Source organism: Mesobacillus harenae, assembly GCF_013343715.1.
In the GTDB taxonomy this organism is placed as follows: Bacteria; Bacillota; Bacilli; order Bacillales; family Cytobacillaceae; genus Mesobacillus_A; species Mesobacillus_A harenae.
In genome coordinates, this window is the sequence record NZ_JABUNR010000006.1 from 92,221 (window position 1) to 105,428 (window position 13,208).

General features: G+C 42.5%; 12 protein-coding genes. 9 read left to right on the forward strand and 3 right to left on the reverse strand.

Features of this window, described 5'->3' with window-relative positions; genetic code table 11:
• Positions 1-233 precede the first annotated feature (233 nt).
• Together HRJ06_RS09065 and HRJ06_RS09070 are read left to right on the forward strand one after the other, a co-directional pair.
• The gene (locus HRJ06_RS09065; RefSeq protein ID WP_174732211.1) at positions 234-1,241 is read left to right on the forward strand and encodes a CE1 family esterase; all 1,008 of its coding nucleotides are present in this window, start codon (positions 234-236) and stop codon (positions 1,239-1,241) included.
• Positions 1,242-1,445: 204 nt separating this feature from the next.
• A complete protein-coding gene (locus HRJ06_RS09070) occupies positions 1,446-1,640 on the forward strand; it encodes a hypothetical protein (protein ID WP_174732213.1) in 195 nt (64 codons plus the stop codon).
• 46 nt (positions 1,641-1,686) lie between these two features.
• Here the strand turns inward: HRJ06_RS09070 and HRJ06_RS09075 are convergent, their stop codons facing one another.
• Together HRJ06_RS09075 and HRJ06_RS09080 are read right to left on the reverse strand one after the other, a co-directional pair.
• A complete protein-coding gene (locus HRJ06_RS09075) occupies positions 1,687-2,223 on the reverse strand; it encodes a transcription repressor NadR (protein ID WP_174732215.1) in 537 nt (178 codons plus the stop codon).
• Between the two features lie 167 nt (positions 2,224-2,390).
• Positions 2,391-3,533 (reverse strand): IscS subfamily cysteine desulfurase, encoded by a 1,143-nt coding sequence (locus tag HRJ06_RS09080; protein ID WP_174732217.1) that lies wholly within the window; start codon positions 3,531-3,533, stop codon positions 2,391-2,393.
• A gap of 102 nt (positions 3,534-3,635) precedes the next feature.
• On the opposite strand from HRJ06_RS09080, the gene nadB reads away from it, so the two are divergent.
• The 7 genes from nadB to HRJ06_RS09115 all read left to right on the forward strand — a co-directional run bounded on the left by nadB (position 3,636) and on the right by HRJ06_RS09115 (position 12,240).
• Positions 3,636-5,204 carry an L-aspartate oxidase gene (nadB, locus tag HRJ06_RS09085; RefSeq protein ID WP_174732219.1) on the forward strand — a complete coding sequence of 523 codons (1,569 nt, stop codon included), beginning with the start codon at positions 3,636-3,638 and terminating at the stop codon, positions 5,202-5,204.
• A complete protein-coding gene (gene nadC, locus HRJ06_RS09090) occupies positions 5,173-6,030 on the forward strand; it encodes a carboxylating nicotinate-nucleotide diphosphorylase (protein ID WP_174732221.1) in 858 nt (285 codons plus the stop codon). The genes nadB and nadC overlap by 32 nt, the downstream gene beginning before the upstream one ends.
• Positions 6,027-7,133, forward strand: a complete 1,107-nt coding sequence (gene nadA / locus HRJ06_RS09095; protein ID WP_174732223.1) for a quinolinate synthase NadA — start codon at positions 6,027-6,029, stop codon at positions 7,131-7,133. Before nadC ends, nadA begins: the two co-directional genes overlap by 4 nt.
• A gap of 482 nt (positions 7,134-7,615) precedes the next feature.
• Positions 7,616-9,061 (forward strand): alkaline phosphatase, encoded by a 1,446-nt coding sequence (locus HRJ06_RS09100; RefSeq protein ID WP_242035178.1) that lies wholly within the window; start codon positions 7,616-7,618, stop codon positions 9,059-9,061.
• A gap of 300 nt (positions 9,062-9,361) precedes the next feature.
• Positions 9,362-10,090 carry a (Fe-S)-binding protein gene (locus HRJ06_RS09105; RefSeq protein ID WP_174732225.1) on the forward strand — a complete coding sequence of 243 codons (729 nt, stop codon included), beginning with the start codon at positions 9,362-9,364 and terminating at the stop codon, positions 10,088-10,090.
• A gap of 3 nt (positions 10,091-10,093) precedes the next feature.
• Positions 10,094-11,524 carry a LutB/LldF family L-lactate oxidation iron-sulfur protein gene (locus HRJ06_RS09110; protein WP_174732227.1) on the forward strand — a complete coding sequence of 477 codons (1,431 nt, stop codon included), beginning with the start codon at positions 10,094-10,096 and terminating at the stop codon, positions 11,522-11,524.
• Entirely contained in the window at positions 11,521-12,240 is a 720-nt protein-coding gene (locus tag HRJ06_RS09115; protein WP_174732229.1) for a LutC/YkgG family protein, read from the forward strand. Before HRJ06_RS09110 ends, HRJ06_RS09115 begins: the two co-directional genes overlap by 4 nt.
• Before the next feature lie 29 nt (positions 12,241-12,269).
• On the opposite strand, the gene HRJ06_RS09120 is transcribed toward HRJ06_RS09115, so the two are convergent.
• Positions 12,270-12,950: a serine/threonine protein kinase gene (locus HRJ06_RS09120; protein WP_174732231.1), complete on the reverse strand. Its 681-nt coding sequence runs from the start codon at positions 12,948-12,950 to the stop codon at positions 12,270-12,272.
• Positions 12,951-13,208 lie beyond the last annotated feature (258 nt).

The following is a 13,208-nucleotide window of genomic DNA, read 5'->3' on the forward strand; positions in this document are numbered from 1 at the left end:
GTAAACCTTCTAAATGGGAGTATGATTTTGCTGTAATAGGAATCCGAATGATAAGACAATAGCTGGATTTTTCTGATGCAAACTGGTTTTTAATAGGAGGAATTGTGCTGACTAGGTACAATTAACCTTTATAGGTAAACTAAAGACCCATTTGTTGTATCTGACATTGCTACTATTAACCAGCTTGCTTATACTATAAGTGTTCAGAATATTTAATTAAATAGGAGGTATTCATGAAAAGTTTTAAAAAAAAGCTCTCTATTTTTCTTGTCCTAGGGCTCGTTATGTCCATGTATTCGGTAGTCGCAGCAGAGGAACCTACATACGATATAAAGAGCGGAAAAATGGAATTTGGAGGATATGAGCGAACGTTCCAATACTATGTCCCTACTTCTTACACAGGAAAGAAAGCGCTTCCGGTTATGTTTTCGTTTCATGGGTCAGGTAGCAGTTCCGCTGGCCAAATTTTGTTGACAGGGTATCAGAAGATTGCTGAAAAGGAAGGATTCATCGTTATATTTCCTGATAGCACAGTCATTAACGAAAACGATGAAGTCATTATTCCTGAGAATGATGATTTTGATCCGAATTCACCACTAGTTCGAAGATGGAATACTGGATCAGCTACTGGAACTCTTGCTAGTATTGATGATGTTGGATACACTTCTGCCTTGATCGATTCATTTAATGATGATTTTAACATTGACCTAAGCCGGGTTTATGCTTCTGGCATGTCTAATGGAGCGATGTTTTCAAACCGTTTAGCGGTAGAGTTATCAGACCGGATTGCTGGAATTGGAGCAGTGACAGGTCAACTAGGACACAACATGGCGGAGATAGCCCCGAAAAATCCAATTACAACTGTGTTAGTTATGGGGGACACCGATCCTGTGGTTCCATATGAAGGAAGACCGGGATCTTTACTCTCTGTTGATTCAACAATCGATTATTGGACAGCGGCAAACAAGACGGTGGAAAGACCGAGAGTAAGTTACCTTCCGCAAATAGCAGAAGATGATCCAACCAAGATCCGTAGAGAGATTTATGGTGGCGGTAAATTTGGAACTGAGGTTATCTTGTATAAGGTTGAAGGTGGGGGTCATACCTGGCCAGGAGGACCACAATATTTACCTTCTAATGTTATTGGTTTAGCCAGTAAGCAAATGGATGCTAGCCAAGTGATCTGGGATGATCTTAAAACCCATAAAATACCAAAGCTGAATAGTGAGAATCATAAATAAAGTAAAAGTAACCTAACATTAGAGTCCCCTTATCAAAGATAAGGGGATGTTTCATGTAAAATAGTCCTGCAAGCGTATTTCCGCCCCCCATACGGTTACGATTTCTACATTATGTTATAGTCGAATTTTAATTTAATGTTTACACTATCCACCTAAAGGGCAATTAATATAGTGTCAACTTTGTTTTAGGAGGAAATTATTTATATGTCACAGTTCAAGATAACGTACTTTTTCGGTGGGGATTTATCCATCTCAAAAACAGTAGAGAAGAATGAAAAGGCAGAAGTGATTCAAGAGGTAAAAGATAACGCTGGATTGGTTGAGTTCACCGAGAAGGATAAGTATTATCGCTTTGATACTAAAGATATCAAGCTGTATACGGTTGAAGCCACAAATTAAATGAAAGATCGAGTCCGGGCTTTGCCCGGGCTCTTTTTATAAAAAACTACTCTAATAGAAATCCAGCTTCTGCAAGGGCTTTTTCGGCTTCATCCAATGTTTGTTCTGATGTTGCAGATATGGTATGGAGATGGATTCCGCCTGTTAATGCTGATAGAAGGGCCGCTTTTGTGTTTCTAATGTTATATAAGAATTGTTTAACATCTTTACGGTTGGATACCATTAGAGAGGCTGTAAGATCACCGTATACGGGATGCTCAATCTTTACGTCTTTAACTGTAACACCTTGATCGACGAGCAGATTAAGTTCCTCCTCAGTTTGGTCGGGAGTATGGCAGACGGCTATGGTTCTCTCAAAAAGGTGAAGGGAGTTCTGCAACTGCATATAGATATACCCCTGGCTAGTTGCGATAATTGGCTCGTTCTTCGTTTTGAGCAGGGTGATGTCTCCAACGATTACCTGCCGGCTCACGTTCGCTTGAGACGCGAGCTCGCCTCCGGTTACAGGAGCTGGACTTGTTTTTAGCAGATTTAAGATCATTTCTCGCCGTTCTTCGCCTAATAACTTCTTCTGATTCTTCATTATTTCACTCCTATACGCTCAATCCGATTTATTATAAGGTGAAACCTTACTTTAGTATACTTTTAAGTAAAAAGAAACCTTGCTTTTCCACTAATACCTCTTCTTTTAGTTTCTTCTGCACATCCCATGTCACAACTTGGACACAGATTTAAAATCCCATAACCAAACTAACTAATTTTCTTCATAGCCAGAACAATTAGTACGATTTCTTGAGCCAACTGAATAATATCCTTTTTTTCCGTAAAACGGCCAAGTGAGATTCTCAAAAATTCCTTTGCTTCCTTGCCTGATATGCCAAGAGCTTGCATGGCCTTTGATGGAGAATGCAAGCCCACATGGCAGGCGCTTCCTGTCGAGACAGCAAAGCCTTTCCGGTTGAGTTCTAGCATCACGTACTGGCCTTCGATCCCAGCAATCCTTAAACCAAGGATACCAGGAAGCTGAGATTTTTCAGAGGCTTCATGGATCGACATCCATGCTTTAATTGGCTCAAGCTCTCCTATTAGCAGCTGCCGAAGCTGTTTATAGTTAATATTATCCTTTTCCAATGCGCTAAAGGCTAGTTGGGCTGCGGCTGTCATGGCTGCTATCGCAGGGACATTCGAGGTACCAGGCCGTAAGCCTTTTTCATGGGTGCTGCCCGGGAAAAACGGTTTCCAAGTTATTGATGGATCAATGTAAACTCCACCAATTCCTTTTGGTCCATAAAATTTATGAGCTGAAAAAGAGAAGCTGCTGACAAGCTCTGCGGAACGAAGCGGCAGCTTTCCAAAAGACTGTACAAAATCGCTGTGTAAATAAATGTTGTTAGCCTTGCAAATTTCCGCAATACTTTTGATCGGCTGGATTGTCCCAAGTTCAGAATTGGCATGCTGGATGACAGCCAATACCGTTTCCTCCCGAATGGCAGCTCTAAAATCCTCCAATGAAATCACACCGCTAGTAGGCATAAACGGAAGATAGGTAGTTTCATAGCCAGCTTTTTCTAATCTGGCCAGGGTCCCATGGATCGACGAATGCTCCCCGATACTTGCGATAATATGCTTGCCTTTTTTAGGGGTATCCGATAACAGCGCCTCAATCGCTAAAAAATTGCTCTCTGAACCGCCGCTGGTAAAATAAAGACCTGCTGGCTCGATTCCTAATAGCCTCGCAAGTTCTTCCCGGCATTGCTCTAGCAGGACGGATGACTTCCCGCCAATATCATGCAAGCTGCTTGCATTGCCAAAATAATCGGAGGCAGCTTTAACATATACTTTTGATGCTTCAGGATCCATCGGACAAGTTGCTGCATAATCAAAATATTTCATGGCTATCTCCATTTTCATTAGGCTTTAATAAAACTCTTGTCAATAGTTTAAATATGTGTGAATATAGATGTCAAGACACCTGTAATGATATGGAGGGTGAACATGACTTACACTGATGTGTTAATCATCGGCAGCGGAGTGGCAGCCCTGCAGCTCGCCAGGCTGATAAGGCAGGAAAAGAATGTGAGAGTTCTCACAAAATCAAACATTAAGAACGCTAACTCCTATTTAGCTCAGGGTGGCATTGCGGCAGCTCTTAGCTCCGAGGATCATCCCGAAAAGCATGCAGCCGATACGCTTGAAGCGGGCCGGTATCAAAATGAGGTTTCAGCTGTTTACCAGATCATTCACGAAGCACCACACTTGATTCAACGTTTGGCCGATGAGGGCTGTGCTTTTGACAGAGACGGAGAAAAACGGCTTCTTCTTGGTTTAGAAGGTGCCCATTGTGAAAAAAGGATTATCCATGGAGGCGGCGATGCTACAGGTAAACACATGGTTGATTTTCTTTTATCGCAATTGAGGAGTAACGTAGCGACCGAGGAAGATGTATTTGTCTATGAGATTCTCCTAGATGCAAAAGGTCAATGTATTGGAGTAAAAGGAAAAGCGCCCGACGGTAGTATTCATACCTATTATGCCGACCATATCGTCCTTGCAACTGGAGGCTGCGGGCAGCTTTATACATACAGTTCGAATGCAAAAACCGTCACTGGGGACGGGATTGCGATGGCCTATCTTGCAGGAGCTGAAATCATTGATATGGAATTTATCCAGTTTCATCCTACCCTTTTATATGTGAACGGTGAAACGAGAGGACTTATTTCGGAGGCGGTCCGCGGTGAGGGTGGGATTCTGATTAATCAGTACGGGCACCCAATCATGGCTGGCGTCCATCCATATAAGGACCTTGCCCCACGACATGTGGTTGCACAGACAATCTATGATTATTTACATAACGAAGATGACGTATTTTTAGATATAAGTATGATAAAAGATTTTGAGGGCCGCTTTCCTTCAATTTCGGCTATGTGCAAAGCGAACGGAATTCAGCTTGAGTATGGAAAAATTCCTGTCGCTCCAGGAAGCCATTTCCTAATGGGAGGCGTCAAAACGGATCTTGCCGGAAGGACTTCTATCCCAGGACTTTATGTGATTGGCGAGGCGGCATGCACAGGGTTGCATGGAGCAAATCGGCTTGCAAGCAACTCCTTATTGGAAGGGATTTATCAAGGTAAGGCACTTGCAGAACACATTAATGCACAGCAGAGATTACAGAGAGATCAACAGATTGTAATGAATGCCAATTTTACAACAATGTCAGGCCTTAATCTGCCTGACATCACCCAGTTACAAAACTCTATGATGGAAAGAGTCGGCATTGTCCGGACTAAAACATTGCTCGAACAGCAATTGAGTTGGATCAGGCAATTTGATTTAGAGCAAAAAAGCTTTGATTCATACTCTACAAAAGATATAACAAAGGCATTTATGGGGATATTGTCCGGACTAATTACACAATCAGCCCTAGAAAGGACGGAGAGCAGGGGCGGTCACTTTCGAAGTGATTATCCGCTTGAGGATGACCAGGCTTGGCTAAAGAAACGTATTTTGTATCAACGAAAAAGGGGAGAACAGAGTGAATACACTAAAATTGCAGTCGCTACTTGAGCAATTTTTTATCGAGGATATTGGAGAGCGAGATCTTTCAAGTGATTTGATTTTTGCTGATAAAACCGAAGGAACGGTTGTATTTTTAGCTAAGGAATCTGGTATCTTTTGCGGGGAAATGGTAATTAAAAAAGGATTTAGCGTTTTAAATCCGGATATAAAAGCTTCGGTGCTGGTGAAGGATGGAGAACCATTTGAGGTTGGGCAAACGATAGCCGCTGCCTCAGGCAACATTGCTGATTTATTAAAGGGCGAGCGAGTCATTTTAAATCTTGTCCAGCGGATGAGCGGTATCGCTACCCTGACTCGCCGTGCTGTTGATACATTAAATAGCAGCCATACAAGAATTTGTGATACACGGAAAACAACACCGGGGCTGCGAATGTTGGAGAAATACGCTGTTCGCTGCGGCGGTGGCTTTAACCACCGATATGGCCTGTATGATGGAGTTATGATTAAGGATAATCATATAAGCTTTGCCGGTTCGATTACAAATGCCGTTTCGTCGGTTAAAAGCAAATTGGGCCATATGGTCAAGGTGGAGGTAGAAATCGAGTCACGTGAACAGCTTCTTGAAGCGATCGAGGCAAAGGCTGATGTTATCATGTTTGATAACCGCACACCAGAAGAAATTCGGGAGTGGATTGGTCTCGTTCCTGCAGCCATCATTACAGAAGCATCAGGAGGAATCACCCTTGATAGCTTAGGTTCCTATCGCGAATCCGGTGTTGACTATATTTCATTAGGTTTTCTAACTCATTCTGCAAAAGCCTTGGATATAAGTGTAAAAGTTTCCTGGGATCGAAAAGGGGAGGAACAAAAATGAGTTTGCTTGCTTCACTCGATAAGAGTCATATGCTGCCCGAAAAATACAGAGACATGTCTGTTGAACAGCTTGAAGCCAGGGTAAAAGAATTAAAAAGTGAATATGGAAAGCGTCTTTTCATACCTGGTCATCATTATCAAAAGAATGAGGTCATCCAATTTGCCGATGCAACGGGCGACTCCCTAAAATTGGCCCAATTATCGGCTGCAAACACGGAAGCAGATTTTATAGTGTTTTGCGGAGTGCACTTTATGGCTGAAACAGCTGATATTTTAGGTGGAGACAACCAAAAGGTCATCTTGCCGGACATGAGGGCTGGCTGCTCGATGGCCGATATGGCCGATATCCACCAGACGGCGCGAGCTTGGGTTAAACTCCAACAAATCTTCGGAGATACCATCTTACCGTTAACATACGTGAATTCCACAGCTGCAATTAAAGCGTTTGTCGGAGCAAACGGAGGCGCAACTGTGACCTCCTCCAACGCAGAGCCAATGGTGGAATGGGCTTTTTCACAAAAGGAGCGGATTTTATTCCTGCCAGACCAGCATCTTGGCAGAAATACAGCCGTGAATCTAGGAGTCCCTCTTGATGAGATGGCCGTTTGGAATCCGGTCACTGATACATTGGAATATGAGGGAAACCCTCTTAATATCAAGGTAATCCTTTGGAAAGGACATTGCTCAGTCCATGAAAATTTTACAGTTGAGAATATCATGAACACTCGGCGGTATTATCCTGATATGAAAATCATCGTTCATCCTGAGTGCCGTCGTGAAGTGGTAGAGCTGTCTGATATGGCTGGCTCAACCAGTTATATTATTGATGCCATTAAAAATGCGGAATCAGGTACAGCATGGGCGATTGGAACAGAAATGAATCTCGTTAACAGGCTGATTGAAAACCACCCAGACAAACATATCGTTTCTCTTAATCCGCATATGTGTCCCTGCCTGACGATGAATCGGATTGACCTTCCTCATTTAGTGTGGTCGCTTGAAAACCTGGAATCTGCGGAAGGGCACAATATCATAAAAGTGAGTGAAGAAATCGCGAAAGATGCAAAGCTTGCACTCGACCGGATGCTGAACAGAAAGTTATAATAGAATTTGATTTAAGAGCCGTTGTGGCTCTTTTTTTGTGTGTTAAGGAGTTCTGGAATAAAGGATTAGCATAGAACCAATTCGATAGACTGCTTTCTGGAGTGACCGATCTCCTTTTAGAGTGAGATAAGTAACGAGAAATTTTATTTAGGCTACTTGTTTAAAGCGATATTTTGCAAATGAGATTTTTCAGCAAATAAATATGATTCGATTAACCTTAAACTAACATGATGAATTTTTTAAAACCTATTTCGTGGGACTATTCGGCTATGCGAAAGGCACTAAACTGTTTTTAATAGAAACCTCTGTATTTCCTTTGTTCTGTGTTATTAAAGGGTTTTATAAGAAATAGAGACGGAATCAGCAGCAAATTCTATTAAAATAGCCCTAGAGATTTAAGTAAATAGATCCATTGACCGCCTTCTCTATTATAAAGTAAATTAATAGTTGTACATAAACAACTCAACTGGGAGGAAAAACAGATGTCTTTAAAATCTAAAGTGTTAGCGGTTACATTAACTGGTACTCTTGCAGCTGGCGGTTTCGTTGGGATTAACAATCTATCAAACTCGCCTGCTGCGACCGTAGCTGCAAAGGCAGAAGTATCAAAGGCTAATGTTAGCCAAAAAGCACCTAAAAACGTGATCGTGATGGTCGGAGATGGAATGGGGATCGGTCAGCTAGAGGTTGCCAGGCTGTTGGAGCATGGCAGAGATGGCCGCTTATTTATGGAGTCTCTTGAAAATGTCGCACTTATGCACACTTATTCTGCTAATAATAATGTTACAGATTCAGGCGCTGCCGGCACAGCGATTGCTACTGGCACGAAAACAAACAATGAATCGATCGGTGTGGATGCTGAGGGCAATGAAGTGAAAAGTATGCTCGATGCCTTTCAAGCACGCGGAAAGAAAGTGGGTGTCATTTCTAATAATACGGTAACAGATGCAACTCCTGCGGCTTTCACAGCTAGTGTTGCTAACCGTTGGAGCGGACAGGAAGAAGTGGCAAGACAAATGCTTGCAGCTGAATATGATGTTCTTCTTGGAGGCGGTGCAAGTTATTTTGGCCCTAAAAAACAAAATGGTGTCGATCTAGTTGCAGAATTCCAAGAAAATGGCTATGCGTTTGCTAGTGATCGTGATCAATTAAATAGTGTAGGAACACCTGATAAATTGCTAGGCCTTTTTCACTCTTCATATATGAACTACAAAACAGATAAAGATGATGTTAATAGCCAAGAACCAACATTAAACGAAATGACAAAAAAAGGCATTGAGGTTTTATCACAAGGGAAAGACGGATTCTTCCTGATGGTCGAAGGTGCTCGTATTGACCATGCTTCACACGCTGCTGATGCGACAGGCATCTGGAAGGAAACGGTCGAGTTTGATAGTGTAGTAGAAGAAGTCGTCAACTGGGCGAAAGACAGGAACGATACTCTTGTAGTTGTTCTTGCTGACCACGAAACGATGGGTATTTCAGCAACAGAAACGATGGATATTGAGGGCTTAAAAGCAATCGATGTTTCACCTGAATTTATGGCAGGTAAATTGGTACAAGAAAATGGAACTGTTACTGACGAAAGTATTAAAAGTGTCTTTAAGGAATATGCAAACATCGACTTGACAGAGGCAGAAGTAGCGGAATTAAAGAATAACATTAAGGATACAGACGGCAAGGTGTATGCTGCCTATCGTACAGGCTGGGAAATCGGCTCTGTAATTGCTAAACACAATAATGTAGGTGTTGTGAGCAGAGAAATTCGTGCAGAAGGCGCTACTGGTGGACATACAGGAAATATGGTACCTGTATTTGCAACAGGTCTTGGTTCAGAACGTTTTGAGGGTGTCTTGGATAATACCGAGGTTATTAAATTAATCGCTGAAGCTGCTCGGCATGAATATGCCCAACCAAGCGGTAAATAAGAAAGTTAACACAAACCCTATTAATAGGCACACTGTCTATTAATAGGGTTTCTTTACTTTGTGGTAAATAGTTGTTTTCTTAGAAACATAAGAATATTCACGGTCTGGCTGTCCGGATCAGCTACGCATTCGGACTCACCGTTACTTTCCCAGGCTGAGCTGTCCGAATCAGCCATCTTTGTCCTTTAATTTGAGGATAAAGGAAAACAATTTGTTTTTTCTGATAAAGTTAACAAATCACCAACAATAATCTTTATAATTGAACTAATAGAGAAGCAGTTTGAAGGGGAGGGTTCCTTAATGAAGGTTTCATTATTTGCAACCTGTCTTGTTGATTTATTTCATGGTAATGTTGGAAAAGCCACCGTCGAGCTTCTAGAGCGGCTGGGATGTGAGATTGATTTTCCTGAGTCTCAGGTTTGCTGTGGTCAGCCGGCTTACAATAGCGGATATGTGAAGGAATCCAAGGAAGCAATGAAAAGAATGATCAAAGCTTTTGATCACGCTAAATATGTTGTGTCACCATCGGGTTCTTGCGCTGCTATGTTCCGCGAGTACCCGCATGTGTTTAAGGGTGATCCGATTTGGCAGAGAAAAGCCGAAGAGCTCGCCAATAAAACCTTTGAGCTCACCGAATTTATAGTTGATGTTCTGAAAGTAGAGAATGTGGGTGCAAGCTTTACCGGTCGCGCCACCTATCATACTTCTTGCCATATGACGCGGCTGCTTGGCGTGAAGGATGCTCCTATGAAATTGTTAAGCTATGTAAAAGGACTAGAATTGACGGAACTGCCTGGGAAGGAAAATTGTTGCGGGTTTGGTGGCACTTTTTCTGTAAAAATGGCAGCCATTTCTGAACAGATGGTCGATGAAAAGGTATTACATATAGATGAAACCCATGCTGACTTTTTAATAGGCTCCGATGCCGGCTGCCTGATGAACATCGGCGGACGTATCGAGCGAACAGGGAAGCCGGTTCAAGTTTTGCATATTGCTGAAGTTCTAAACAGCAATGAGAAGGGGGAATAAACGATGCCTATGAAGATCGGCTCGGATGATTTTAATGGACGCGTCGACGGTGGCATTAGCAATACGTTTATGCGGAATGCTGTCAGCGGAGCACAGGAACGGCTTCAGGATCGGCGCCTTAGCGCAGCGGCTGAGCTTGGTAACTGGGAAGATTGGCGGTCACTTGGGGAAGAGATTCGGCAGCATGTTCTTGAGAATCTTGATTATTACCTGAATCAGCTAAGTGAAAATGTTGCCAAGCGCGGCGGCCATGTTTTTTTTGCAGAAACAGCGGAAGAAGCCAATGCATATATAACAAAGGTGGCAACTGAGAAGCAGGCTAAGAAGGTGGTCAAATCAAAATCAATGGTCACTGAGGAAATCAGTATGAACCAAAGCCTTGAAGCAGCAGGCTGTGAAGTGATAGAAACCGACCTGGGAGAGTACATTCTCCAGGTGGATGACCATGATCCTCCTTCCCATATTGTTGCACCTGCCCTTCATAAAAACAAAGAACAAATCAAGGATGTTTTTACAGAGCGACTTAATTACAAGAAAACCTCCAAGCCAGAAGAGCTTGCCTGGCATGCACGTGAAATGCTTCGGAACGAATATTTAACAGCTGACATTGGGATTACCGGCTGTAATTTTGCAGTCGCTGAAACAGGTTCAATCTGCATTGTCACAAATGAAGGTAATGCCGATCTAGTTACGGCACTTCCGAAGACCCAGATCACTGTAATGGGAATGGAGCGGCTTGTGCCAACCTTTGATGAGCTCGACGTTTTAGTGAGCATGTTAACCAGAAGCGCTGTAGGACAAAAGCTAACCAGCTATATTACAGTATTAACAGGACCCCGTGATGAGGGGGATGTGGACGGACCAGAGGAATTCCATCTAGTCATAGTTGATAATGGACGAAGTAAAATTCTCGGAAGTGAATTCCAGAGTGTGCTTCAGTGCATCCGTTGTGCTGCATGTGTGAACGTGTGTCCTGTTTATCGCCATGTTGGCGGCCATTCGTATGGATCCATTTACTCTGGCCCAATTGGAGCGGTGCTTTCGCCATTGCTCGGCGGTTACGAGGACTTTAAGGAACTTCCATATGCTTCAACGCTTTGTGCAGCCTGCTCGGAAGCCTGTCCCGTGAAAATCCCGCTTCATGAGCTGTTGCATAAGCACCGTCAGGTCATTGTAGAACAAGAAGGAAAAGCACCGATTTCTGAAAAACTAGCGATGAGGGCATTTGGGCTAGGAGCGGCTTCCCCGTCTCTGTATAAATGGGGATCGAAGCTGGCACCAACAGCAATGAACCCGTTTACGAATGATGGGTGGATTTCAAAAGGTCCGGGACCATTAAAAGCATGGACAGACATTCGTGAATTTCCTGCTCCAAATAAAGAGCGGTTCAGGGACTGGTTTAAAAACCGCAAACAGGAGGATGATCAATCATGACTGGGTTGATTTCAAACCGCGATTCATTTCTTGCAAGGATCTCAAATCGCCTTGGCAGGGAAAAAGCGCCTAATTCTATTACAAGACCGAAATGGACCTATAATCCGCAAGACAGTATATTAAAAGATGCTTCACCAGATGAATTGCTGGAAGTTTTGAAAAAGCAGTGTGTTAACATTCATACTGATTTGCTGGAAACAAAATTTTCTTCCTTAAAAGATGTATTAGCGAGTATTGCTGAATCATATGGAGGGAGCTCAGTTGTTGCCGTAAAGGATGAACGGTTCACTGAATACGGAATAAATGAACTGCTGGACAGGGAATGGCCAAACCAGAATGTAGATGTTCATGTCTGGGATCCTGCTAGGGGGGACCATAACGTTCAAAAAGCAGAGCGGGCCAACATCGGAATCGTATTTAGTGATATGACGCTTGCTGAATCAGGGACTGTTGTTTTGCAAAGCAGCATGAATAAAGGCCGCTCAGTAAACTTTTTACCAACCCACTTTATTGCGATTATCCCTAAAAGCAGCCTTGTTCCCAGGATGACCCAGGCAGCCCGGTTTTTACGAGAAAAATTAGAAAAGGGAGAGCATCTTCCATCCTGTATAAATTTTATTACCGGACCAAGCAATTCCGCTGACATCGAAATGAATCTTGTTGTCGGAGTGCACGGCCCGGTAAAGGCAGCTTATATCGTAGTTACAGATATGTAAGCTAGGATCAGTCATATATGTTCTGCTGGCTAATTCTTCTTGAAATGGGTCAGTTTTAGGATATTTTTCATAAATTCATCAAAAGTAGAAGTTGAGGCGGTCCAATGGTTATACCATTTGCGCACCGTCTCTAATAACCAAGAAGGAACAGACCTGCCATCAATCAAATGGTAATATTCGTAATATGCCTTTTTTAAATGTTCCCAACGAAAATCATTTCCCGGCAAAACATACTCGGAAACGTCAATGATTTTTGCTCTGCCATTTTGCCATAATATGTTTTTTAGGTGAATATCACGGGGATTCAAGCTTTTTTGCCGGACATAATCTCTCGCATCCTCGACATCCTGCACAATTTGCTCAGGGATGTGAATGCCCTGTAGGATACAGTCATACAGGGTTGTCCCTTCTTCAAAGCTTAAAACAAGATATTTGTCCGTGAAAGCATAACATGTTGGAAAGTAGGCCGAATCACCTAATTGTTGATACACATAAGCTTCTGTTTCAATTTTAGAGCGTCTTCCTTCCGCGTATATTTTAAAAGCATATCCAGGTGCATGAATCGATTGAAAAACAGCTGCATCTGTTCCCACACCGATACACCATAAATCTTCTGAGCTGCCATGTATCGTAACTGGTTCATTATTGGGGTTTGCAGTAATGGTGATTTTAGAGAGCTCGTTTGCTGCTCCGCTCCAGTCTTGTTCCACGAATTGTTCCTCCTCGCCTATATAAAACACTATCAATAAAAAAATCATGTTAATTATTAGTTAATTCTAATTAAAATATTCGGCCGCAAAGGTCTGTTTAGGGACTGTATTACTCATCATATAGTTCTTTATTCCCTTTCACAAATTTATAAGAAGGCAAACGTACTTTTACAATATATTCGGCTGATATGGCAGACATGTTACAGTTGAATTATATTAAATCTACCTAATATCCCACAGGAAGCAGGTTTCACCCCC

Excerpts from the sequence above, each read along its gene's own strand:
- HRJ06_RS09070 (WP_174732213.1), top strand. The coding sequence starts at position 1,446 with ATGTCACAGTTCAAGATAACGTACTTTTTCGGTGGGGATTTATCCATC.
- HRJ06_RS09105 (WP_174732225.1), top strand. The coding sequence starts at position 9,362 with ATGAAGGTTTCATTATTTGCAACCTGTCTTGTTGATTTATTTCATGGT.
- HRJ06_RS09110 (WP_174732227.1), top strand. The coding sequence starts at position 10,094 with ATGCCTATGAAGATCGGCTCGGATGATTTTAATGGACGCGTCGACGGT.
- nadB (WP_174732219.1), top strand. The coding sequence starts at position 3,636 with ATGACTTACACTGATGTGTTAATCATCGGCAGCGGAGTGGCAGCCCTG.
- HRJ06_RS09080 (WP_174732217.1), bottom strand. The coding sequence starts at position 3,533 with ATGAAATATTTTGATTATGCAGCAACTTGTCCGATGGATCCTGAAGCA.
- HRJ06_RS09100 (WP_242035178.1), top strand. The coding sequence starts at position 7,616 with ATGTCTTTAAAATCTAAAGTGTTAGCGGTTACATTAACTGGTACTCTT.
- HRJ06_RS09075 (WP_174732215.1), bottom strand. The coding sequence starts at position 2,223 with ATGAAGAATCAGAAGAAGTTATTAGGCGAAGAACGGCGAGAAATGATC.
- HRJ06_RS09065 (WP_174732211.1), top strand. The coding sequence starts at position 234 with ATGAAAAGTTTTAAAAAAAAGCTCTCTATTTTTCTTGTCCTAGGGCTC.
- HRJ06_RS09115 (WP_174732229.1), top strand. The coding sequence starts at position 11,521 with ATGACTGGGTTGATTTCAAACCGCGATTCATTTCTTGCAAGGATCTCA.
- nadA (WP_174732223.1), top strand. The coding sequence starts at position 6,027 with ATGAGTTTGCTTGCTTCACTCGATAAGAGTCATATGCTGCCCGAAAAA.